Raw genomic sequence first — 21,984 nt, 5'->3', positions numbered from 1 at the left:
GTCCCGGCGTTTTTTGCATTCAGGGTTCAGGTGAGAGATGAACCGTCAGGAATCGTGAAATCCGAGAGCCGGTTCAAGCTCTTCGAAAGTGTCTTCCATCGCGTGGGTGGGGCTGCCCGGAAAACCGAAATGCCCATAGGCGATGGACATTTGCTGTTCTGCCTTGCGCTCGCCTCCCTTGGAGATGGCTGCTACATAAAGCGCTGCCGCGAGACCCGTGCGGTCCGAACCTGACTTACAGTGAATGAGGATCGGCTTTTCTGCGCTCTGCATCAGTGCAATCAATTCCCGCGCGCGCTGGGGCGTAAGCCGTTTGCTGGCCGACATTTCAAAATCCATATGGTGGATACCAAGAGCATCGGAAGTCTCGATTTCCCTGTCATACCAGCGCGACCCCGGTTCCGGGCCGCGCAGATTGATAATGGTCTTGATGCCATAGGTTTTTTGCAGCGCAGCAATCCGCGCAGGATCGGGCTGGTTTGCGCGATAAGCCTGTCCGGGCACAATCGCATGGACATTGCCATTATACTGGATCGTATACAAATAGCCGCCCAGCACACTTGCGCCAATCAAAGCAGCAAGTGCGCCAAGCTTGACGCAATTGAACGACCATCGGGCGTATCTTTTGAAAAAAGTCATGTGAACGCTTTAAAAGAGTTTTGTGAAATAAATACCATCGCCAGTTTTTGCTTGTCTTTATCCGAACATAGAGTAAGAATGAGACTTATTCTTGTTCGGTCTGACTATATTCTGACTGTTTTATAGCGTGCATTTCATAATTCATATTGGGAAACGGCGATAAGCCGTCAGGGGTAAATATTCGCGTCAGTTGCGTGGTGTCAGTCAAAGTTGCGTAAGTTTTCTGTGGCTTAAGCCTCGGTTAACCATAAGTGTCTAGTCTGAAATCATGAAGAGCTGGGGCAGATAGCGGAGCAGGTTTATGCAGCGCTACAGATTTGACGATAAAATGATTCTGACGGAAGCGATTGTCGAGCTTCTTAACCGTGGTGTTGAGCGCGATGATCTTGATCTGGTCTTGAGCCGGATTGGTCCGGTTGATCTCGATTTGATGCATCAGTGTCTGGTCGAGATTTGGAATTACAATCATCCCGAATATGCCGAAACGGCGATGGCGGCCTGATATCAGGCGGCCTGCCTCGGCAGACGAATTTCTACCCGACGGCGGAATTGTTCGGGAATGTCACAAACTTGAAACGGAGAGGGCTTATGTCTAGCTCCGTATCGGGAATTCACTTGGGAAGACGACCGCGGATGAACCGGCGTCAACTCAGGTGAAAGCGGAAGGTCGGGTTCATCCCGGCCTTTTTCGTTTTTGGGCGTTCTTGCGATTTGCCTTTTTGCATTTCCGGCAGGCACGAATTGGCGTAAGAAACACTGTTTCCAAACAGCGGTGAATCTCATGATACGTCATATTGTTCTGATTAAGTTCAAGCCGGAACTCGATGGCGCAGCCATTGATCAGGCGCTGGCTTCGGTCGTTGCTCTCAAGGGTAAGATCGATGGCATCATTTCCGTCACCACCGGCGCCAACAACAGCCCTGAACGGCTGGAAAAAGGCTTTCGTCACGGCTTTGTAGTGGATTTTGCCGATGCTGCGGCGCGTGACGCCTATCTCCCGCATCCGGAACACGTCAAGGTCGGCAAAGGCCTTGTCGAAGCTGCCGAGGGCGGTCTCGATGGCATTCTGGTTTTCGACTACGAAATCTAGAGCGCATCCCGAAAAGTGTGAAACGGTTTTCGGACAAGATGCGCGTTATAACAAACTGTTAGAACGCCGATCTGATCCAATCAGATCGAAACGCGCTCTCAGCAATAGCTTATAACAGAAGGCCACCAACACCCATGCGGGACAGGTCTTTTGAGCTGAGGTTCATGCCTGCCATCAGGCGGTCGAGCACCCAGTCGAGGCTGTTTTCCCGTATGCTGCGGGCGGATCCCGGCGCGGCGACGATATACTTGCCGTCGCGCTTTCCCAGCACGAGCAGATTGCCGGGGTCGACCGGCATGCCAACGCGCAAAATTTGTCCGCCACTTTGCAGGATCGAGCGCGGCACGATGTCGGTGGCGTCGGCGACCGCCGATGCGCTGAAAATCACAAGAATGTCGCAGCCGCTGCTCAGGTCCGCTATGGCGCTGCCGAGCGCTTCCGTCTCGTGGGCGACACGCTTTTCGATAATCAATATGCCGCCATTGCGCGCCGCGCGCTTTTCCATCAGTTCGCGCGTCTTGTCGAGGACGGTCTCGCGGATCGAAGGGAGGCGCGACTGGATCAGGCCGATACGTAACGGGCGAAACGCCTTGACCTCAACGGCCCTGTCTCCGTCGAGCAGGGGGCATATGTCGTCAACCAGGCTTTTCGGTACGGCAAAGGGAATGATCTTGACGGTCGCGACCATTTGGCCGGCTTCCACGCGCATGTGATTACGGATCGTCGCGAGAGAAATGCGCGCATCATGCGCATTGACCGCATGGATACGGGACGGGTCGACGCAAAAGACACCGTCTGCACTGGCGAAAAGATTGATACGTCCGGTGGTCGCCGCGCCGGTATGGATTGTGGCGGAGGCGAGTGTGGTCCCGATTGCCTGTGCGGCTTCGTCTTCGCCGATATCGCCGGGCTCGAAGCGGGCAGCGAGAACGCTTGTGAGGCCAGCCTGTTGCAGGGCCACGCAATGTTCGTTGTTCAGCACGGTTCCCTTGCGCAGGACGAGCGCACCTGCCGTTACCGCATAGGCGAGTACGGCGCCTTCGGCATCATCGAGCGGCAAGTCTGCGAAAATCATGGGGCGCCTTTCTCACTATCCAGATTGTCTTAGTCGCGGCTCGGCGACTTCACAATGTTGTTTGTTGTCTCGCCACAGTGCGGAAAAGCCAGGATTTATCCATTGGTCGTACTTGCATGCATGGTGATGAAAGGCTAATTCACCGCCGCGTCGGCGTAAAAGGGGTTCCATTCCCCGTGATCAGGCGCCTGCGGAGATGCCTGTTTCCGCCAATTGGAGTCCGTTTTGCGGGGTTTTGACCGCGACATTACGATCCAGCACAAATCTCTCCAGACAGGTGACAAACGGAATTATTCGATATAACGGTACTTTTGGAATTTTCAGAATTTACCGAAAACTGAAAAACGACATACGTGCCGGATTTGACGCTCGCGACATGATGAACCTCTGCGGTTCCCAATGTCTGGGCAGCCTGGAAGGGATTTCAGGTTCAAAACCACACTGACGACGAAATCGCTCTGGTGCGATCTGAAGAACTGAGACGCCTGACCGCAATCATCTGTGGCAGCGGGTTTCAGATTTTCAGATCGCATCGGTGCAGGATGGAAAGACAAATGAAACTCGGCATCCCTCGGACGATCGCTTCGTTCGCCGTACTGGCCCTGACTGCGTTTCTTGCCGGCTGCGAGAACCAGGTTCTTCTCTCTCCAAAGGGAGAGGTCGGCGTAGCAGAACGCGATCTCATCCTTTTTGCGACCGGCCTCATGCTGCTCGTCGTGCTGCCCGTCATCTTCATGACGCTGTTCTTCGCCTGGAAGTACCGCGCCACGAATGAAAAGGCGGATTACCAGCCCGACTGGCACCACTCCACCAAGATCGAACTGGGCGTTTGGCTCATTCCTCTGGCGATCATCGTGGTTCTCGGCACGGTTACCTGGATCAGCACGCATAAGCTCGATCCGTACCGCCCGCTGGAATCCAGCGTGAAGCCGATCAATGTCGAAGTGGTTGCGCTCGACTGGAAGTGGCTTTTCATCTATCCCGATCTGGGCGTCGCCAGCGTCAATGAAATGGCCATGCCCGTTGATGTTCCGGTCAACTTCAAGCTGACCTCCAGCAACATCATGAACTCCTTCTTCGTTCCGGCCTTGGGCAGCATGGTCTACACCATGCCGAGCATGCAGACGAAGCTGCATCTCGTCGCCAACCATGAAGGCGAGTTCGACGGTATTTCCGCCAATTACAGCGGTCAGGGCTTTGCCCAGATGCGCTTCAAGGCGCATTCCTACAATCAGGCCGACTTCGACAAATGGGTTGCCGACGTGAAGGCCAAGGGCGAAGAATTGGGCCGCGATCGCTATGCATCGCTGGTTCAGCCGAGCGAAAAGCATGCGGTGCAGTTCTTCACCTATAATGACCAGACGCTGTTCCACGACATCGTGAACCGCTGCTGGGACGGCAAGTCCGTCTGCATGGATGACGAAATGCACCGTCAGCAGATGATCCGCGAAGCACGCTCAAACCTGCGCAAGTCTTCGCCTGTCGATTTCAGCCAGTGGGCGAGCGACATCATCTGTGCAGTCGCGCCGCAGCGTCTGTCGCAGCTCGAAAACTGATCTGCCTTTGCGCCGTGATCTCGTATGAGGTCGCGGCCGTTCGCATTCAATCTTTTGTTTCACGCGGTTCCGGAATGATAGCCATTATTGGCTTTCCCGGAATTGCTCCAATCGAAGCGTGATAAAAATGTTCGGAAAACTTACGCTGGAAGCGATCCCGTACCACGAGCCGATCATCATGGTCACATTGACCGCGGTGGCTGGCGGTGCGCTCGCTATTCTGGCAGCCATCACCTACTACGGAAAATGGGTCCCGCTCTGGAAAGACTGGCTGACGTCGGTCGATCACAAGCGTATCGGCATCATGTACATCATTCTGGCTTTCGTGATGCTGTTCCGCGGCTTCTCGGACGCCGTGATGATGCGCGCGCAGCAGGCTCTTGCCTCGGGCGCGAATGAAGGCTTTCTCCCGCCGCATCACTACGACCAGGTCTTCACCGCCCATGGCGTGATCATGATCTTCTTCGTGGCGATGCCTTTCGTCGTCGGTCTGATGAACTTTGCAGTTCCGCTTCAGATCGGTGCACGCGACGTTGCTTTCCCATACCTCAACTCGCTGAGCTTCTGGCTCACGGTTGCCGGTGCGGTTCTGATCAACCTGTCGCTCGGTATCGGCGAATTCGCCAAGACCGGCTGGCTCGCTTATCCGCCGCTGTCGGGTAAGGAATTCAGCCCGGATGTCGGCGTGGATTACTATATCTGGGCCTTGCAGATTTCCGGTATGGGCACGCTGCTTTCTGGCGTCAACCTGATCACCACGATCATCAAGATGCGCGCGCCCGGCATGGGCATGATGCAGGTTCCGGTCTTCACCTGGACCGCGCTCTGCTCGAACGTGCTGATCGTCGCGGCCTTCCCGATCCTCACCGTCACGCTGGCCCTGCTGTCGCTGGACCGCTATCTGGATTTCCACTTCTTCACCAATGATGCTGGTGGTAATCCGATGATGTATGTGAACCTGATCTGGATCTGGGGTCACCCGGAAGTCTACATCCTCATCCTGCCTGCTTTCGGTGTCTTCTCCGAAATCATCGCGACCTTCTCCGGCAAGCGTCTCTTCGGCTACAAGTCGATGGTCTACGCAACTGTCGCCATTACGGTCCTGTCGTTCCTCGTCTGGGTGCACCACTTCTTCACCATGGGTGGCGGCGCCAACGTCAATGCCTTCTTCGGCGTGGCGACGATGATCATCTCGATCCCGACGGGTGCGAAGGTCTTCAACTGGCTGTTCACGATGTATAAGGGCCGCGTCCGCATGGAAACGCCGGTTCTTTGGACCATCGGCTTCATGTGCACCTTCGTGGTTGGCGGTATGACGGGCGTTCTGCTTGCTGTTCCGCCTGCGGATTTCGTGCTGCACAACTCGGTGTTCCTGATCGCCCACTTCCACAATGTGATCATCTCGGGCGTGCTGTTCGGCTGCTTCGCCGGTCTCGTCTACTGGTGGCCGAAGGCTTTCGGCTTCAAGCTGAACGAACGTCTGGGCCGCAACGCGTTCTGGTGCTGGCTGGTCGGCTTCATCATGGCCTTCATGCCGCTCTACGTGCTTGGCCTGATGGGCATGACCCGTCGTCTGAACCACACCGAAAATCCGGCATGGCACATCTATCTGATCATCGCCGCCGTCGGCGTTGCGATCATCCTGTGCGGTATCGTGTTCCAGGTTTTGCAGATCGCCGTTTCGATCCGCGACCGCGAAAAGCTGCGCGACAACAACGGCGACAGCTGGGGTACAGGCCGTACGCTGGAATGGTCGCTGGCTTCCCCGCCTGCATTCTACAACTTCGCTGAAGTGCCGCATGTCCGCGACCACGACAGCTGGTGGGATATGAAGCAGAACGGTTATGTGCGCCGCACGGAAAAGTTCGCCCGCATTCACATGCCGAAGAACACCGGTACCGGCTTCATCATCGGCATCATGAACATCCCGCTCGGCTTTGCTCTGGTGTGGCATATCTGGTGGCTGGCAATTGCAGCTGCCGTGGGTGTGCTGGCCGTTGCGATCTTCCACTCGTTCAACAATGACAGAGACTATTACGTCTCGGCCGAAGAAGTGCAGAGCGTCGAAGACCTTCGCACCCGGCAACTGACGGCTCAGGAGGCTTGATCCATGAGCGCTAGCATTTCAACTGCTGGTCCATTCAAGGGCGGCAACGAGCATCCTGCTCACGAGGACCATCATGATGCAGGGTCGACCACGCTGGTCGGCTTCTGGATCTACCTGATGAGCGACTGCGTCCTGTTCTCGGGCCTGTTTGCAACCTACGCCGTTCTGGCGCACCAGTTCGCGGGCGGCCCGACCGGCCGTGAACTCTTCGATCTGCAGTTTGTGTTGACCGAAACCATGCTGCTGCTGGTGTCGTCGCTGACCTACGGTCTGGCGACACTGTCCATGTACAAGAAGAACCGTGCAGGCGTGCTGTTCTGGCTGGGCGTAACGTTCCTGCTGGGCGCCGCGTTCCTCGTGATGGAAGTCTATGAATTCCATCACCTGATTCTCGAAGATGCCGGTCCGAGCCGCAGCGCGTTCCTTTCGGCCTTCTTCGCGCTGGTCGGAACCCACGGTCTTCACATCACGTCCGGCCTGATCTGGATTCTGGTGCTCTCCGCCCAGCTTTTGCGTGACGGTCTGACGGAAAAGAACCAGACGCGCGTGATGTGCCTCAGCCTCTTCTGGCACTTCCTGGACATCATCTGGATTGGCGTCTTTACCCTTGTCTATCTGCTGGGTGTACTGTGATGAGTTCTGCACACGAAACACACGATCATGCCGCGCACGGCAGCCTGAAGTCCTATCTGATTGGCTTCGTGCTGGCGGTTGTTCTCACCGTCGTTCCATTCCTTCTGGCGATGAACGGCTATTTCACGCCTGCCACGACCGCGGCTGTTGTTCTCGGCATCGCCGTCGTTCAGATCCTGGTGCATCTGGTTTACTTCCTGCACCTCGATCCGAAGTCGGAAGGTGGCTGGAATATTCTGGCGCTCATCTTCACGGTCATCATTCTGGCCATCGTGCTTGCAGGCTCCATCTGGGTCATGCATCACCTCGATACCAATATGATGCCGATGTACATGTCGCCTGACGACGTGCGCAACCTGCCTTAAATAGCTCGCGCCTGGCGGGGCTGGTCTTGGACATGCCCCGCTGAGCTACCGTTTCTCCCGTGCGCCGGACCTTGATCCGCGCACGGTTTGAATCGCGGCTTTATCCTCCCTCTCTCCCCCCAAAGCCGCGTGGCGCTCCGGTTCCCTCCGGAGCGCCTCCCTTTTTTAAAGCTTCTTCATATTTTGCATTTTTCGCTTGAACTGTTTGCCGCTTGCGACCGGGCGTTGCGTAAAGCTGTGGTAACGTTAACACTCCTTTGACTGAATCCGTTCATATCTAGAGACTAATCTTTAGGTTGTTGCTTGGCCCCCCGGCCTCCCTATGGTAATCCCTAAATCGTCCTGGGTGGGGAATAAACGGGACGCTGCCAGGCGACCGCAAAGACAGGAACCGGACAGTAGCGCGTATGACTTGGAGTAACAGGACGATACAGGGAAAAGGCATCGCCATGCTTTTGCTGGCGGCTCATTTTTCCTCCTTTACCGTGTCGCCCGCTTTGGCGTTTGAGCTTTTTGGCGTCCGTCTTTGGGGCGAAGACAAGAAAACCGATCCAGATATCATCGATCCGAAGACCTATGAGGTCGAGGTTGCCACAACCGGTGATCGCAAGAATGCGGATGGCACCGAAGCCGATCTGAAATCCGTCGTCGAAGGCGCATCCGGTCTGGTTACAGATGCGGACAAGCCCGCTTCAGGTTCTGCCGGTCTGCTTGCCAAGGCCCGTGGCGATTATCGGCGTATTCTGGCGGCCCTTTATGGTGAAGGCCGCTATGGCGGCACGATCTCGATTCTCGTCGATGGCCGCGAGGCAAACGACATTCCGCCGGATGCGGATATTCCCAACAATGCCAAAGTGGCGATTTCGGTCGATCCGGGGCCGCAATTCCTGTTTACGCGCACGGCCATTTCCAATATCGCCCCGCCTGCGACGGACAAGCGCGATGTTGTGCAATCACCCGAGGATGCAGGTTTCGCGCCCGGTAAGGTGGCGCGGTCCGGAACGATCATCAAGGCCGAGCGCCTTGCCGTCGAGGCATGGCGTCAGCAGGGCTATCCCAAGGCGCGAGTGACGGATGAAGATGTGGTCGCCGACCATGACGGCAACACGGTGGCTGCCGATGTTTCGCTAGATCCGGGTCGCAAGGCGCATTACGGGCCGGTCAGCGTGGTTGGCACGGCGCGCATGGACCCGCAATTCATCGCCTGGATGACCGGCCTGACGCCCGATAAGGAATATTATCCCGACGACATCGAGAAGGCCAAGAAGCGTCTTGGCCGCATGGAAGTATTCCGTGCGATGAGCTTCGAGGAAGCGGAAACCATCGAGCCGGATGGCAGCCTGCCGATGACGCTCAATGTGCAGGAACGCAAACCACGCCGTTTCGGCTTTGGTGCGGAATATTCGACCATCGACGGCTTCGGTGTTACCGGCTACTGGATGCACCGCAACCTGTTCGGCAAGGGCGAAAACCTGCGTTTTGATGCCAAGATCAGCGGGATCGGCGGGTCGCAGGATAATTCCTTCAGCCCGCAGAACTATTCCTATCTTCTTGGCGGCACGTTCAAGAAGCCTGGTGTCTACACGCCTGATACGGATTTCGTTTTGTCGCTCGACGCCAAGCGCGAAGTGCTCGACGCCTATACCGAAACGTCGGTCAACGCCAAAACCGGCTTCACGCAGATATTCAGCGACGAATTGTCGGGCGCGATCTATGCCAAGGCAAGTCAGGGCCGCTACACCGACTATCCTTTCGGTCCGCGCGACTTCACGACTGCGGGTCTGGAAGGCAGCGTGCTCTACGACAGCCGCAACAACAAGCCGGACCCGAGTTCGGGCTTTTATCTGGAAGGCAATATCCAGCCCTTCTACGAATTCCATTATGGCAATTTTGCCACCCGCTTCACCGCAGAAGGCCGTACCTATTACGGCATCGGCGCAAAGGATCGCGTGATTCTGGCCGGGCGTGTGAAAGTGGGGTCGATCGTTGGCGCTTCCATCGAAGACTTGCCGCCGAGCCTGTCCTTCCTTGCTGGCGGCGGCGGCTCGGTGCGCGGCTATGCCTATCGCAATATCGGCGTCGATGCCGGAAACGGCAACATTGTCGGCGGACGTTCGCTGGTGGAAGCTTCAGGCGAAGTGCGCACCCGCATTACCGATTCCATCGGAGCGGTCGCCTTTGTCGATGCGGGCTATGTCGGCGAAAAATCGTTCCCGGATTTCTCCGAACAAATGCGCATTGGCGCCGGTGGCGGTCTACGCTACCTGACCGGCCTCGGGCCGATCCGCCTCGACGTCGCCATACCGCTTAACCGCCGCTCGGGTGATCCGAGCTATGCATTCTACGTGGGCATAGGACAGGCGTTTTGACCAGATTTATCGCAGTTTTCCTTTTCCTGATTCTCGCTGTTGTGGCCGCCGTGCTGGCCATACCGGGCGCATGGGTTACGCTTGTCGGCGTGGATACGCAGACCACGGCATCGATTGTCGCGCCCGCACAGGCGCAGGATCAGAGCCAGAGCACGCAGCAGGCCGAAGCGTCTGAAAGCAACGAAGAGCAAAAATCCTATTTCCTGTCTTTTGTTGAAAGCCAGCTTTCCGCGCCGAACCGCCGCATTTCTCTGTCGGGCATCAGCGGTGTTTTGTCGTCGGAAGCTTCCATCGGCTTGATCACCATTGCCGACCGCGAAGGCGTCTGGTTGCGCATTGAAAATGCCAAGCTGAACTGGAGCCGCACCGCATTGCTGCTCGGTCGTCTCAGCATCCAGTCGCTGAGCGCGGAACGGATCGATATCGCCCGCAAGCCGTTGCCGGATAACAGCCTGCCGTCGCCGGAATCGTCGAGCTTCAGCCTGCCCGAACTGCCGATTTCTATCAATCTGGACCAGCTTGATGTGGCGCGCCTGCATTTCGGACCGGAGATTTTCGGTCTCGAATCGGAAGTCTCTGCAACCGGCAGTCTTTCGCTGGCCGATGGCTCGCTCAATTCCACCTTCAACATCAAGCGCCTTGACGGCCCCGGCGGCAGTTTTGCCCTGCGCGCGGCCTATGCCAATGCCGACCAGAAGGTCGACCTCGATCTGAAAGTCGCCGAACCGGCCAATGGCATCGTGGCCAACCTGCTCAATATTGACGGTCGCCCGCCGGTTGATCTCACTTTGACCGGTGCTGGCCCGCTCGATGAATTGAAAGTGGATCTGGCGCTCGACACCAATGGCAGCCGCACGCTGACCGGCGCATTCACACTCAACCGTCAAGGCGAAGCGCCCAATGGGGGACGTGTTTTCGCAGCCCGTTTCAACGGGCCGATTGCCGTTCTGGTGCCGCCCGTGTTCCGCGACTTCTTCGGTGCTGAAACCGTGCTTTCTGCCGATGGCTTCCTGAAAGATGCGGGCGGTTTCCGCCTCGACGATCTGGCGCTGACAAGCGCCGCATTGAAGCTGAAGGCTGCTGCCGAATCCGGCAATGATCATTTTCTGAACAAGCTCAGCATTGATGCGTCGATTGCCGATGAAAGCAAGGGTCGCGTCCTGCTGCCGGTCAAGGGTGCGGAAACCTATATCGACAATGCGCGGTTTCAGGTTTCCTATGGCGACCGTCCTACCAATGACTGGAGGGGCAAACTCGCCGTCAACGGTTTGAAAAATGCAACCATCTCCGCCTCCAGCGTTGCGCTGGATATGGGCGGTGTTGCCGAAAACCTCAACGATGCCGCAAACCGCCACATCACGTTCAAGGTGACTGGCGGCATGGATGGAATTTCATCGCCGCGCGCGGAGCTGGCGCAAGCACTGGGCAGCAAGATCGCGCTTCTCATCGATGGCGGCTGGCGCGCCGGTTCTCCGGTGGAGCTTGCGCAGGCCAATATCGAGGGCAACGGTCTCAGCCTCGACCTCAAGGGCAATATTGAGGACTTCGTCTTCAATGGCGATATCGCCGCCAAGGTCGCAAGCCTTGCGCCGTTTGGCGCGTTGGCGGACAAGGAGCTGGCTGGCAGTATCGACGTCAAGGCCAAGGGCACGGTTCGTCCGATCAGTGGCGCATTCTATCTTGATCTTGACGGCACGGCGCAGAACATGCGCACCGGAACCGAGGCAGTCGACAATATTCTGGACGGCGAAGTGCGTCTGGCCGGTGCAATCGGTCGTAGTGCTGAAGGTTTTTCGGCCCGTGATTTCCGGATCGGCAATGAACTGAGCGAAATCACGGCCAATGGCTCTTTCGCATCGGACAAGGCGAATTTCGATTTCGGCGTGATGCTGTCCGATCTGAAACTGGTTTCAAAGCAGGCCTCCGGTCGCATGACGATCAAGGGCAGTGCGCGCGGCGACGACAAGCTGATAGCGCTGGCCCTGCGCGCCGACGCGCCACAGGGCACGCTGGCAGGTCGCAAGCTTGCCAATGCCGGTCTTGATTTCAACGCTATGCTCGACGGCAACGCCACCACGGGTGCGGCGCTATCCGGCAAGCTGGCGGGCAATGCCTTCCTCAATGGTGAGCGCATCGAACTTGGCACGCTGATCGACATCGTCAATGACGAGAAGCGCCTGACCAATCTTCTGTTCAATGCTGGTGGAGCGCATCTCTCCGGCAATGTCACACAGACCGCCAAGGGTTTGCTCAATGGCGCGCTGAAACTCGATGCGCCGGATATTTCCACGGCCGCCGCACTGTTCCTTGCCGAAGCAACCGGTGCGGCCAATGCCGATATCGCGCTGCAAGCTGATGGCGAACGCCAGAACGCCACCGTTTCGGCTGACGCCAAGGGCGTAAAGGTCAATGGCAACCACATTGCGTCCGCCACTGTCGCGTTGACCGCACAGGATCTGTTCGGCGTGCCTGTCGTGGACGGCAACGCTGCTGCGCGCGATATCATGGTCGGCACTTTCGGTATCGACACGTTCGACGCCAAGGCCAACGCCACCGGAACCAAGACCGATTTCAGCGCCAATACGAAGCTCAAGATTGGTACAGTGGCCAATGCCGCCGGTTCACTTGAGCCGAAAGATGGCGGCTTTGAGCTTGGCCTCGCATCCGCCGATGTGAAGCAGGGCGCGCTGCGCGCCAATCTTGCCGCACCGGCGAATATCGTCATGAAGGGCAGCGAGATTTCCTTTGGCGATATCGTTATCAACACCGGCGCCAATGGCACGCAAGGACAGGTGAAGGTCAACGGCTCTGTCGATGAAAAGCTAGATCTGTCGGTGGCACTGTCCAATCTGCCGCTGGCGCTTGCCAACACCTTCAAGCCGGATCTAGGTCTCGGTGGTACGGTCAACGGTACGGCGCGCCTGACCGGCTCCCGCGATGCACCGAATGTCGCCTTCGATATGGCGGCGCGCGGCGTAACGGCAGCGGAACTCAAGAAGCAGGGCATTGCTGCCCTGAATGCCGACGCCAAGGGCACCTCTGCCAATGACCGGCTCAACATAGACGCCCGGGTGACCGGGGGTGCGGCAAGCGGCAATGGTATCGACGTCACAGCCAAAGGCGGAGTGCCGCTCGGCAAGGGCGATCTCGCCGTTGACGTGACGCTGGCCAATCTGCCGCTCGGTATACTTAACGGCGCTGTAAAGGGGCAGGACCTCGCAGGTAATGTCACCGGCACGGCGCGCGTGACAGGCCCGCTGACCAATCCTGCGGCCACCTTCAATCTCAAGGGTTCCGGCCTCGCTGCCAAGCCGCTGCGCGACAACGGTCTTGCCCCGCTCAGCCTGCAGGCAGCAGGCAGCTATGCGGCCAAAGCGGTCGATATTTCATCGCTGACGGTGGACGGTCCACAAGGCCTCAATGTCACCGCAAGCGGCAAGGTGCCGTTCTCCGGTCAGGGACTTGGTGTCAACGTCAACGGCAACATCCCGCTGGTGCTTGCCAATCGCTTCCTCGCGGATCGCGGCGCGCAGGCCAGTGGTATGCTGACGCTGACTGCAAGTGTTTCCGGTGGTTTTGATCGTCCGCAATTGCGCGGCATGTTCTCCACCAGTGGCGCGACTTTCATCGATCCGGAAACCAATGTCCGTGTGAACAGCATCAACATCATGGGCAGCATGGATGGCGAAACCATCACGCTGCGACAGGTCAATGCTGCATTTGGCAGCGGCGGCTCCGTGTCGGCAAGCGGTACGATATCGACCAATGCGGCGGCGAATTTCCCTGCCGATATCAATATCAAGCTCGACCGTGCGCGTTATGCAGATGGCAAGCTGGTCGTCGCAACGGTCAATGGCGGCATTACGATCACCGGACCGCTGGCGGGCGATATGCTCATCGGCGGTCGTATTGACGTGGAGCGTGCCGAAATCTCGGTGCCGGAAAATCTCGGCGGCGGCGCAACCTATGTGCCCGTCGAGCACAAGAACACGCCGAAGAATGTTGCGAAAACGCTGGAACGCGCCAAGGTCGAAACCCGCAAGGGCAAGGCCAAATCGGTGGCGCGGACAAATTCCGCCGGCCCGCGCCTCGATGTCGTCGTCAATGCACCGAACCAGATCTTCGTGCGTGGTCGTGGCCTCGATACGGAATTGGGCGGTCGCGTTCGTCTCACCGGGCCGGTCAGTGATATCAAGCCGGTTGGTTCATTTGATCTGATCCGTGGTCGTATTGGCATTCTCGGCCAGCGCATCACCTTCGATGAAGGCCATGTCACGCTGGTCGGCGATCTCAATCCGCAGCTCAATTTCGTGGCCAGTTCGGAAGGCAATGAAATCACGGCCATCGTGACGGTCACGGGTACGGTCGATAATCTCAACATCGTCTTCTCCTCGTCGCCAGAACTGCCGCAGGATGAAGTGCTGGCGCAGCTGATTTTCAAGCGCTCCATCAGCGAATTGTCGGCCTTCCAGATCGCACAGCTTGCGGCTGCGGCTGCGGAACTTGCGGGCGGCCCCGGCGGCAATTCGCTCATGAACAAGCTGCGCGCCGGAACGGGGCTGGACGATCTCGATGTCGTGACCGACAGCAACGGACAGACTGCCGTTCGCGCCGGGCGCTACATCCGCGACAATATCTATCTGGGTGTGGAAGCGGGTTCTGGCGGCTCGACCAAGGGAACCGTCAATCTCGACATCACGCGAAACCTCAAGGCGAAGGGCGCGCTTGGTGCAGAGGGCGATTCCAGCGGCGGTATCTTCTACGAAAAAGACTACTGACCGATCCTTTGATTTGATTGAAAAGCCGGGCGTTTCGTCCGGCTTTTTCTTTTCAAACGCTGCATCCCTCGGTTGAGTTTTCACGCCGGTGCTATTCTTTTATGAGCATCGGTGCGCCTAGTTTAACGGTTCCTCAACCATAAGACTGCAAATTACGGTTAATACCGAGCGGCATGATGCCTGCTCCCTGTCACCTGTGTTTTGGGCGTTTTGCATGTCAAAGTTGAGTGATGATCTGAGCCGCCGCCGCTTTCTGCTTGGCACCGGGGCCGTCGTTCTGAGTGGTGTTGCAGGCTGCTCGCAGACGATGGACATGTCTGCCTTTCAGGTAGATACGATGTCGACAGGCGGCATCTCGCCGATGCGTCCGCAGATCAGTGTCGATCGCGCCATCACGACGCCGGATGTCATGTATGCATCGGTGCAGGAGGGGCCCTATGCGCTGCCTGCCATTCCTTATGACAAGGTGCCGAAGCAGTTCCGCCGCCAGATCGTGCCTGATCCGACCGGTCAGGCGCCAGGCACCATCGTCGTCAGCCTGAAAGACCATTACCTCTATTATGTTCTGCCGGGCGGCGAAGCCCTTCGCTATGGCGTCGGCATCGGTAAGGCAGGCTTTGAATGGCAGGGCCGCGCCAATGTGCAATACAAGAAGCAGTGGCCGCGCTGGACGCCGCCACCGGAAATGATCCAGCGCAAGCCGGAACTCGAAAAATACCGCAATGGTCAGGAGCCGGGTCCGCAGAATCCGCTCGGCGCACGCGCGCTTTATATTTTCCAGAATGGTCGCGACACCGGCTATCGCATCCATGGCTCGCCGGAATGGTGGTCCATCGGCCAGTCCATGTCGTCCGGCTGCATCCGCCTGATGAATCAGGACATTATCGACCTGTATAATCGCGTACAGGGGCAGGCGCCGATTGTCGTCGGCTAACCGGACCATCGAGATACATGCTTAAACAAAAGGCCGTCAGAGACGGCCTTTTTTGTATTCTATTCGTAGCGGACCGACTTCGGCATCGCTTCGCCAAGCCTGACGAAATGACGGAACTCGGCGCGCAGTGTGTCGGCCGAAGCCATGTGAATCTGCTTCTGTGGCGCAACGTCGTTTTGCGCAATCTGGGTGGATACGCCCGGCATGACAAATGCTGCTGCGGTCAGTACGAGGGCAGCGGCAATGCCGAGGCGTCGTTCGGTTCTGGCCTGCATTTCTATCTCCTTGCGCCGCGTCGCGACGACTTAAAAATCAGAATCGTTATTATTCGCAAAGGGTTCGACTTGTTCAGCTCAGTGAAAAGTCGCGCGATGCGTAATGTTCAAAGCGGTGTCGATGGCGTGAATCGGTATTGGCAGCAAAGTCTGGCCGAAATCGGCCAAAGCTTCGGCAAAATTGCTTGCCGCAGCTGCCACATCGTCGCAGCGCCTTTTGCAGGCAATGGCCTCAAGGCACGTGTCGAGCAACAGAGCGTCCTGATTATGCAGGCCGGAAATCAGCCCCAATGTCAGACATTCCTCGCGGCAGACATGATGCGAGTCAAACGGGAACGCACGCAACTGGCAGCTTGCACAATGACGCAACACGCGGATGAAGTGCGAAAGCTCGCCGACAGCGCGCTTCGCCTCCGATGGTCCGAGCACTTCCGAATAGAGACCCCAGGTCATTTCCCACGGGATAATCGAGCCAGTCTCGAAACCCGCAGTCCAGCGACGATAACCTTCCAGCACCAGCTTTTCCGGCAGGCGGTCGAAATAGCCTGCGGTATTGGCGCCGTTCAGCTGCGATATACGCATATTCATGTGCGCCTCCACGATGAAACATCGGAAGACGGATACGAGGCAAGGCATTTGCCCTGCTTGCGCTGAACGGGACGTTCCGTTTCACCGCGTATATTGCAGTATCCGGTCGGCAAAAGACTGAGCTGCCAGGGCAGGCCGTCGATATTTGCGGACCGGCATTCGCCGAGACCAACCATTGGGTCCTCCAATCGAAAGGGTTCAAGGCCCAGACATCAAAGGTGCGCAGGATTGCGCGAAGGGTATAAAAGCCGCAAATTGATCTGGAGTCAATTAGTCAACTTTTAAAAAGCTTAGATATTTCAAGAGTGTAGAATTATTCTAGACTATAATAGTCATGTTTACAGCATTTGAATGAATACGCAACCGCTGTGGGGGGACAGCGGTTGCGGCAAACGGGCGCAATGCCGGTGGAGGGGGGAGAGAAGGCACTGCGCCCCCATGCTCCGGGAATTAGTGGCCGGAATGATCGGATGAATGATCGCCCATCTGGCCATTCTGGGCCGTAACGGGGAAGTTGATCTCGACCTTGCCAGCCTTTTCGAATTGGAGCGTGACCGGCACAGTTTCGCCTTCGGTGTAAGGCTTCTCGGGCTGGATGAACATGAGGTGATAACCGCCGGACTTCAGTTCGACGGTTTCGCCCGCAGGCACGTCGAGACCGCCATCGAGCTTGCGCATCTTCATCACGTTGTTTTCCATGCTCATTTCATGGACTTCCACGCGCTTCACGCCCGCTGTCGTGACCGATACGAGCTTGTCGGCATCCTTGCCGTTATTGGCGATTGTCAGGAAGCCGCCTGCCACCTTGGCGCCGGGCACCATGGCGCGTACCGAAGGCGAGGTGATTGTGAGATCGCCGAGTTTTACCGGCTCTGCTGCATGACCGGCCTGATCGTGATGGCCCCCGTGTCCGTCACCGTGCCCATCATGGCCTGCATGCTCGTCAGCACCGGTCGCGGCCAGCACAAGAAGCTGGGGTGCCGGGTTTTCGAGTTCGTGCGGGTTCTGTCCATCCTTGGCAATCTCTGTCCAGGCGACGGAGGCGTCGCTACCACAGACCTGCGTCACCGGGAAAGACAGCGTGGTATCCTTGTCGAACTTGGCCAGTTGGCCGACGACGGTGAACTCGTCATAGAACTCGGCTGGCAGGCTGCCTTCGGTGAAGCGCACTTCCTTCACACCGGAGGTGACATCCTTGCCATGCACCTTGTAGGTCTTGGCATAATCGCCCTTGGTGGTTTCGATTTTCCAGCCAGCCTTGGCTTGCGGCTGCGCAGCGATAAAGCCTTCCGGAAGCTCCACTTTCACTTCTGTCGTGGCTTTGCCGTCGCAGCCATGCGGAATGCGGAATGTGGCCTTGTAGAAGCTGCCAGCCTTGGCTTCGCTTTGGTCGAGCGACGAATGGGCATTGGCCATGCCAGCGGAAGCGCAAAGGGCTGCGAGCGAAATTGCGGACGCAAAAAGACGATAGTTTTTCATGTTGAATTACCTGAATAGTCGTGAGGAAGACGCGCCAGCCTTTGTCAGGCGCATTCGTTCAAACGGGACGTGTTCAGGCGAGAGGCGGCGCTTGCGGCGGTGCCGAAGGCGGATAGACTGCGCGGCGCAAAACCGGCTGTGGCGGCACAACGCCATCAGCCATCGCGATATGCGGTGAAGGGCCGGTCGAGCTGTCAGGCGTTGGGCACAGGAAACCGGAGGCGATACGGCAGGCCTCGCAGCTTTCGCTGCTCAGATGCTTGTCATGGCCGTGGTGATCCTGATTTTCACCCTGATCGCTGATACAGATGACAGGATAGGTTCCATCAGGCAGCTGGTATTGCGCCAGCTGAAAACTGTCGAGAGCATTCAGATCGACCGGCTTATGCGCGAATGCCACGAGCATCAAAGCCAATACGCTCAACAGGCGTATTGCAAGACTGCTCCGAAACTGGCGCGCGTTGAGCTTCAACCGGGTGCCTCTCATTGTTCTGCGGAGCCTATCTAGTCCAAACCGCGCATCTTTGCCAAGCGCCAAACAGAACCGGCGCGAATTGGTCGCGCCGGTTCTGTTTGCTGCGGTCAGGGGAGAATGTTTTCTGTCTGACTAGATCGTCCGCTTTTTCATCTGCTCGGCAATGTAATCCGCCTGACGGATGGCAAGCGCCACGATGGTCAGGGTTGGATTTTCGGCACCGCCGCTTGTGAACTGGCTGCCATCCGACACGAACAGGTTCTTGATGTCATGCGACTGCCCATGCTTGTTCACCACGCCGTCCTCCGGCTTTTCGCTCATGCGGTTTGTGCCGAGATTATGCGTTGAGGGGTAGGGCGGCGTCGGGAAGGTGCGAACGGCCCCCACCGCTTCATAAAGCGCCTTGCCCTGCGCATAGGCGTGTGTACGCATCGCAACATCGTTGGGATGATCGCTATAATGCACATCCGGCACCGGCAGGCCGTGCTCGTCTTTCACATCCTTGCTCAATGTGATGCGATTATCCGCCTGCGGCATGTCCTCGCCGACAATCCAGAGGCCCGCCATATTGACGTAATCATCCAGCGCCGAGGTGAAGCTGCGGCCCCAGCCGCCCGGATTGAGGAACGCCGCCATGAAGGGAAGCCCGAGTGAAATGGTCTCCATTTCATAACCGCCGACAAAGCCGCGCTTCGGATCGTGGATCGCTTCGTCGCGGATAATACCGGCCATGGTCGTGCCGCGATACATGTGAACCGGCTTTTCAAACGAGGCGTAAACCGAGCCTGTGGTGTGACGCATGTAATTACGCCCGACCTGCCCCGATGAATTGGCGAGGCCGTCTGGGAATTTCGACGAGGCGGAGTTGAGCAGCAGGCGCGGGCTTTCGATCGAATTGCCCGCAACGCAGACAACGCGCGCTTTTTGCAGATGCTGCTTGCCGTCCTTGTCGGCATAGAGCACGCCCGTCACCTTGCCAGCCGCATTGTGCTCGATCTTGAGCGCGGTGCATTCGGGACGAACTTCCAGCTTGCCGGTTTCCTCGCCCTTTGGAATTTCGGTATAGAGCGTCGACCATTTCGCGCCCCATTTACAGCCCTGAAAACAAAAACCGGTCTGCTGGCAGCCCATGCGGTCATCGCGCGGCGCGGAATTGATGGCCATGCGGCCGGTATGGCATTCCTTGTAGCCGAGCTTGTCGGCACCAGCCTTCAGCACCTTGAAATTGTTGTTGCCGGGCAGGCCTTCAATGCCGTTGGTGCGCGTCACGCCCATCTTGTCCTCGGCCTTGGTATAATAAGGCTCCAGATCGGCAAGGGTGATCGGCCAGTCGAGCAGGTTTGCGCCTTCCAGCTTGCCGTAATTGGTCAGCGTGTGGAATTCGTGTTCCTGAAAACGCAACGATGCGCCAGCCCAGTGCGTGGTGGTGCCGCCGACCGCCTTGACGATCCATGCGGGCAGATTCGGGAAATCCTTCGCAACCCGCCAGTCGCCTGATGTGGTGCGCTTGTCCAGCCAGGCGAGCTGCGCAAAGCTATCCCATTCGTCATTGATGAAGTCTTCGAATTCGTGGCGCTTTCCGGCTTCCAGAATAACGACGTCAATGCCTTTCTGCGCCAGCTCGTTGCCGAGCGTGCCGCCGCCAGCGCCGGAACCGATGATGACGACGACCTTGTCGTCCTTGAGATCATATGGAGCAGCCATGGTTTCCTCCCAATGCTTCGCCGTTTCCGCAAAGCGCATGGCGCTTGCCGGACGGTGATGCCGCTGTGAAATTGGTTCGGTTGAGCTTGATCCGGACTTTTGTTTTTACGCATTATCCCACGCAAAACCGCTACGCACTTTTGCTGGAAATGCTCTAAAGCCACTCGATATCGTCGAAGCCGCGCTTGATGTAACCGCCCTTGGAATAGGATTCGCCTTCGTAGCCGAAGAGCGGCCAGATATCCTTCTGGTTATAAAGGCCGGTCACAAGTCCGCTGCGCACCTTCTGGAAAAAGGGGCTTTCTTCGATATCGTGCAGGATCGCCACGCGCTCTTCCTCCCAGCCCAGACCGAGATATCCTCCGGCTCCGGCCCGTTTGTTCAGATCGGCAACACCGTCTTCGATCAGCTTTTTCAGCGTTTCGTCCTTGGCGGAATCCGCGTCATAGGGTTTGACGGCAATGGCGTAAAACCGGTCGGGAAGCTTGTCATGCGGATAGATATCGCGTGCGAGCTGGATCAGCGTCGCCATGGTTTCGGGCTTGAGCGTCGTTGTCTCAAGCGCCCATGCAAATTGCGGGCAGATAACGGCATTGCCGCTGATGACCAGCATGGCCCCAAGGCTCAGGCCCGCACCGCGCTTCAAGAGGTCGCGGCGGGAGAGCTTCTTCTTTTCGTGGGTGGAAAGACCGTCGAAAACGGTGGTCATTCGGTTCTCCTCCTTTGCTTGCCCATCCGGAATGAATGGGCTGGCTGCGCGCCCCCGGCGAATTGTCGCCACCGGGAACGCTGGCGTCTGTCGTGGCCGCTCCTCTCGGCCATGACAGGCGATACAGGTGCAGGGCGGCTTACTGGTAACGGCCGCCGCGCTGCAGAACTTCGATCTTGTACCCGTCCGGATCTTCGGCAAAGAAGAAGCGGGCGAGCTGCACGCCGTTGTTCTTGAAATCGACAAGCTTGCCGACCTTGAAACCAAGCGCGGTGAAACGGACATGTTCGGCGTCGACATCGTCCACGACCACGGCAAGATGGCCGTATCCGTCGCCCAGATTGTATGGTTCGGTGCGACCCTTGTTGACCGTCAGCTCGACTTCAAAGTCGGCTTCCGCATTGCGCAGATAGATCAGGGTGAATGTTTCGAAATCAATGCGTTCTGCAATGTCGAGCTTGAAGGCCTGCTGGTAGAAGGAAACGGATTTTTCCTCGTCGAGAACGCGGATCATCGAATGAATGGCTTTAGCCACAAGGGACTCCTATTTCTTGCATGTCATTTTTGGCAGCGCTTCAGCAAAAGCGGCTTGCGATTGTCTCACTGGTTGTCGATTATGAAAGAAAAAACGACGGCGTGGTGGCAATCGGCTACCACAGCGCAGTTCGTGCTCTCGAGGGAGCGCTTTTCAATCTGGAAACAGATCGGCGCTCTGAAGTTTATTTCTGCGCACATCTTTTCCGAAAACCGTTTCACACTTTTCGGGATGTGCTCTGTAATGGAGGAACCCATGTGCAAGGTTTTCGCTGAGCAGGACCCGGAAGGCTACCGGCAGATCAATCGCTCCGTGCGCATTGGCGGGCATTCCACCAGCATTCAGCTGGAGGCCACATTCTGGCGCCTGCTGGATGAGATCGCGGCCAGCCAGAATCTGACCACACCGCGCTTTATCTCCACGCTCTATGATGAGGCGCTGGAGGCCAATGGCGCGATCCCTAATTTCGCCTCCATGCTGCGTACCACCTGCGCGCTTTATCTCATGGGGCACCGCCCCGAAGCTGCCGTCTGCGAGGAAGCGGCCTGAATGGGTATTGGCCTCTTGGTGAAATGGGAATAAGGCAGTAACAGTAAGGCAATATGGGAATAGGGGAGTAAGGGAATAGGTGGTCGCGCGGTGTGTTCGTTTCGAGGAACATACTGCCTTACTT

The 21,984-nt window shown here is 57.4% G+C and carries 19 protein-coding genes; 10 read left to right on the top strand and 9 right to left on the bottom strand.

Annotated elements, in window-relative coordinates:
* Nucleotides 1–45 precede the first annotated feature (45 nt).
* On the bottom strand, nt 46–639 hold the full coding sequence (locus FHW00_RS00805; RefSeq protein WP_078337791.1) for a tyrosine-protein phosphatase: 594 nt from the start codon (nt 637–639) through the stop codon (nt 46–48).
* A 301-nt stretch (nt 640–940) separates the two neighbouring features.
* Here FHW00_RS00805 and FHW00_RS00800 point away from each other — a divergent pair, with 301 nt between their 5' ends.
* Nucleotides 941–1,141: a hypothetical protein gene (locus tag FHW00_RS00800; RefSeq protein ID WP_078337792.1), complete on the top strand. Its 201-nt coding sequence runs from the start codon at nt 941–943 to the stop codon at nt 1,139–1,141.
* Nucleotides 1,142–1,420: 279 nt separating this feature from the next.
* A complete protein-coding gene (locus tag FHW00_RS00795) occupies nt 1,421–1,729 on the top strand; it encodes a Dabb family protein (RefSeq protein ID WP_078337827.1) in 309 nt (102 codons plus the stop codon).
* A 109-nt stretch (nt 1,730–1,838) separates the two neighbouring features.
* Here FHW00_RS00795 and FHW00_RS00790 read toward each other — a convergent pair whose 3' ends face one another.
* Nucleotides 1,839–2,804, bottom strand: a complete 966-nt coding sequence (locus FHW00_RS00790) for a molybdopterin-binding protein (protein ID WP_078337793.1) — start codon at nt 2,802–2,804, stop codon at nt 1,839–1,841.
* Nucleotides 2,805–3,358: 554 nt separating this feature from the next.
* Between FHW00_RS00790 and cyoA the strand changes: the two genes are divergently transcribed.
* From cyoA to FHW00_RS00755, 7 genes are all read left to right on the top strand, one after another.
* Nucleotides 3,359–4,360, top strand: a complete 1,002-nt coding sequence (cyoA, locus tag FHW00_RS00785) for a ubiquinol oxidase subunit II (RefSeq protein WP_078337794.1) — start codon at nt 3,359–3,361, stop codon at nt 4,358–4,360.
* Nucleotides 4,361–4,487: 127 nt separating this feature from the next.
* The gene (cyoB, locus tag FHW00_RS00780) at nt 4,488–6,467 is read left to right on the top strand and encodes a cytochrome o ubiquinol oxidase subunit I (protein ID WP_078337795.1); all 1,980 of its coding nucleotides are present in this window, start codon (nt 4,488–4,490) and stop codon (nt 6,465–6,467) included.
* A 3-nt stretch (nt 6,468–6,470) separates the two neighbouring features.
* Nucleotides 6,471–7,100, top strand: coding sequence for a cytochrome o ubiquinol oxidase subunit III (gene cyoC, locus FHW00_RS00775; RefSeq protein ID WP_078337796.1), 630 nt, complete (start codon nt 6,471–6,473; stop codon nt 7,098–7,100).
* On the top strand, nt 7,100–7,465 hold the full coding sequence (cyoD, locus tag FHW00_RS00770; protein WP_078337797.1) for a cytochrome o ubiquinol oxidase subunit IV: 366 nt from the start codon (nt 7,100–7,102) through the stop codon (nt 7,463–7,465). Before cyoC ends, cyoD begins: the two co-directional genes overlap by 1 nt.
* A gap of 407 nt (nt 7,466–7,872) precedes the next feature.
* The gene (locus FHW00_RS00765; RefSeq protein ID WP_445557888.1) at nt 7,873–9,834 is read left to right on the top strand and encodes an autotransporter assembly complex protein TamA; all 1,962 of its coding nucleotides are present in this window, start codon (nt 7,873–7,875) and stop codon (nt 9,832–9,834) included.
* Entirely contained in the window at nt 9,831–14,612 is a 4,782-nt protein-coding gene (locus FHW00_RS00760) for a translocation/assembly module TamB domain-containing protein (RefSeq protein ID WP_078337799.1), read from the top strand. The genes FHW00_RS00765 and FHW00_RS00760 overlap by 4 nt, the downstream gene beginning before the upstream one ends.
* A 214-nt stretch (nt 14,613–14,826) precedes the next feature.
* The gene (locus tag FHW00_RS00755; RefSeq protein ID WP_078337800.1) at nt 14,827–15,546 is read left to right on the top strand and encodes a L,D-transpeptidase; all 720 of its coding nucleotides are present in this window, start codon (nt 14,827–14,829) and stop codon (nt 15,544–15,546) included.
* 59 nt (nt 15,547–15,605) lie between these two features.
* Here the strand turns inward: FHW00_RS00755 and FHW00_RS00750 are convergent, their stop codons facing one another.
* From FHW00_RS00750 to FHW00_RS00720, 7 genes are all read right to left on the bottom strand, one after another.
* The gene (locus FHW00_RS00750) at nt 15,606–15,821 is read right to left on the bottom strand and encodes a hypothetical protein (RefSeq protein ID WP_078337801.1); all 216 of its coding nucleotides are present in this window, start codon (nt 15,819–15,821) and stop codon (nt 15,606–15,608) included.
* 78 nt (nt 15,822–15,899) lie between these two features.
* Nucleotides 15,900–16,409, bottom strand: coding sequence for a hypothetical protein (locus tag FHW00_RS00745; protein WP_171058689.1), 510 nt, complete (start codon nt 16,407–16,409; stop codon nt 15,900–15,902).
* Nucleotides 16,410–16,859: 450 nt separating this feature from the next.
* Nucleotides 16,860–17,888: a DUF1775 domain-containing protein gene (locus FHW00_RS00740; RefSeq protein WP_078337803.1), complete on the bottom strand. Its 1,029-nt coding sequence runs from the start codon at nt 17,886–17,888 to the stop codon at nt 16,860–16,862.
* 73 nt (nt 17,889–17,961) lie between these two features.
* Complete coding sequence (locus tag FHW00_RS00735; protein ID WP_078337804.1) at nt 17,962–18,360, bottom strand: hypothetical protein; 399 nt, start codon at nt 18,358–18,360, stop codon at nt 17,962–17,964.
* A gap of 135 nt (nt 18,361–18,495) precedes the next feature.
* On the bottom strand, nt 18,496–20,067 hold the full coding sequence (locus FHW00_RS00730) for a GMC family oxidoreductase (RefSeq protein ID WP_078337829.1): 1,572 nt from the start codon (nt 20,065–20,067) through the stop codon (nt 18,496–18,498).
* A 154-nt stretch (nt 20,068–20,221) separates the two neighbouring features.
* A complete protein-coding gene (locus FHW00_RS00725; RefSeq protein ID WP_078337805.1) occupies nt 20,222–20,776 on the bottom strand; it encodes a Twin-arginine translocation pathway signal in 555 nt (184 codons plus the stop codon).
* A gap of 139 nt (nt 20,777–20,915) precedes the next feature.
* On the bottom strand, nt 20,916–21,311 hold the full coding sequence (locus tag FHW00_RS00720; protein WP_078337806.1) for a VOC family protein: 396 nt from the start codon (nt 21,309–21,311) through the stop codon (nt 20,916–20,918).
* Nucleotides 21,312–21,566: 255 nt separating this feature from the next.
* On the opposite strand from FHW00_RS00720, the gene FHW00_RS00715 reads away from it, so the two are divergent.
* Nucleotides 21,567–21,860, top strand: coding sequence for a ribbon-helix-helix domain-containing protein (locus FHW00_RS00715; protein ID WP_006471202.1), 294 nt, complete (start codon nt 21,567–21,569; stop codon nt 21,858–21,860).
* The last annotated feature ends 124 nt before the right edge of the window (nt 21,861–21,984 follow it).

The organism is Ochrobactrum sp. P6BSIII, assembly GCF_014138065.1.
Lineage (GTDB): Bacteria > Pseudomonadota > Alphaproteobacteria > Rhizobiales > Rhizobiaceae > Brucella.
The sequence above is the reverse complement of the archived record's forward strand: the minus strand, read 5'-3'. Positions and strand labels throughout refer to the sequence as shown.

What these genes read in the sequence shown, in the direction of transcription:
- FHW00_RS00765 (WP_445557888.1), top strand. Translation starts at nt 7,873, where the DNA reads ATGACTTGGAGTAACAGGACGATACAGGGAAAAGGCATCGCCATGCTT.
- FHW00_RS00805 (WP_078337791.1), bottom strand. Translation starts at nt 639, where the DNA reads ATGACTTTTTTCAAAAGATACGCCCGATGGTCGTTCAATTGCGTCAAG.
- FHW00_RS00730 (WP_078337829.1), bottom strand. Translation starts at nt 20,067, where the DNA reads ATGGCTGCTCCATATGATCTCAAGGACGACAAGGTCGTCGTCATCATC.
- FHW00_RS00750 (WP_078337801.1), bottom strand. Translation starts at nt 15,821, where the DNA reads ATGCAGGCCAGAACCGAACGACGCCTCGGCATTGCCGCTGCCCTCGTA.
- FHW00_RS00725 (WP_078337805.1), bottom strand. Translation starts at nt 20,776, where the DNA reads ATGACCACCGTTTTCGACGGTCTTTCCACCCACGAAAAGAAGAAGCTC.
- FHW00_RS00755 (WP_078337800.1), top strand. Translation starts at nt 14,827, where the DNA reads ATGTCAAAGTTGAGTGATGATCTGAGCCGCCGCCGCTTTCTGCTTGGC.
- cyoC (WP_078337796.1), top strand. Translation starts at nt 6,471, where the DNA reads ATGAGCGCTAGCATTTCAACTGCTGGTCCATTCAAGGGCGGCAACGAG.
- cyoA (WP_078337794.1), top strand. Translation starts at nt 3,359, where the DNA reads ATGAAACTCGGCATCCCTCGGACGATCGCTTCGTTCGCCGTACTGGCC.
- FHW00_RS00800 (WP_078337792.1), top strand. Translation starts at nt 941, where the DNA reads ATGCAGCGCTACAGATTTGACGATAAAATGATTCTGACGGAAGCGATT.
- cyoB (WP_078337795.1), top strand. Translation starts at nt 4,488, where the DNA reads ATGTTCGGAAAACTTACGCTGGAAGCGATCCCGTACCACGAGCCGATC.
- FHW00_RS00795 (WP_078337827.1), top strand. Translation starts at nt 1,421, where the DNA reads ATGATACGTCATATTGTTCTGATTAAGTTCAAGCCGGAACTCGATGGC.
- FHW00_RS00745 (WP_171058689.1), bottom strand. Translation starts at nt 16,409, where the DNA reads ATGAATATGCGTATATCGCAGCTGAACGGCGCCAATACCGCAGGCTAT.
- FHW00_RS00715 (WP_006471202.1), top strand. Translation starts at nt 21,567, where the DNA reads ATGTGCAAGGTTTTCGCTGAGCAGGACCCGGAAGGCTACCGGCAGATC.
- cyoD (WP_078337797.1), top strand. Translation starts at nt 7,100, where the DNA reads ATGAGTTCTGCACACGAAACACACGATCATGCCGCGCACGGCAGCCTG.
- FHW00_RS00790 (WP_078337793.1), bottom strand. Translation starts at nt 2,804, where the DNA reads ATGATTTTCGCAGACTTGCCGCTCGATGATGCCGAAGGCGCCGTACTC.
- FHW00_RS00740 (WP_078337803.1), bottom strand. Translation starts at nt 17,888, where the DNA reads ATGAAAAACTATCGTCTTTTTGCGTCCGCAATTTCGCTCGCAGCCCTT.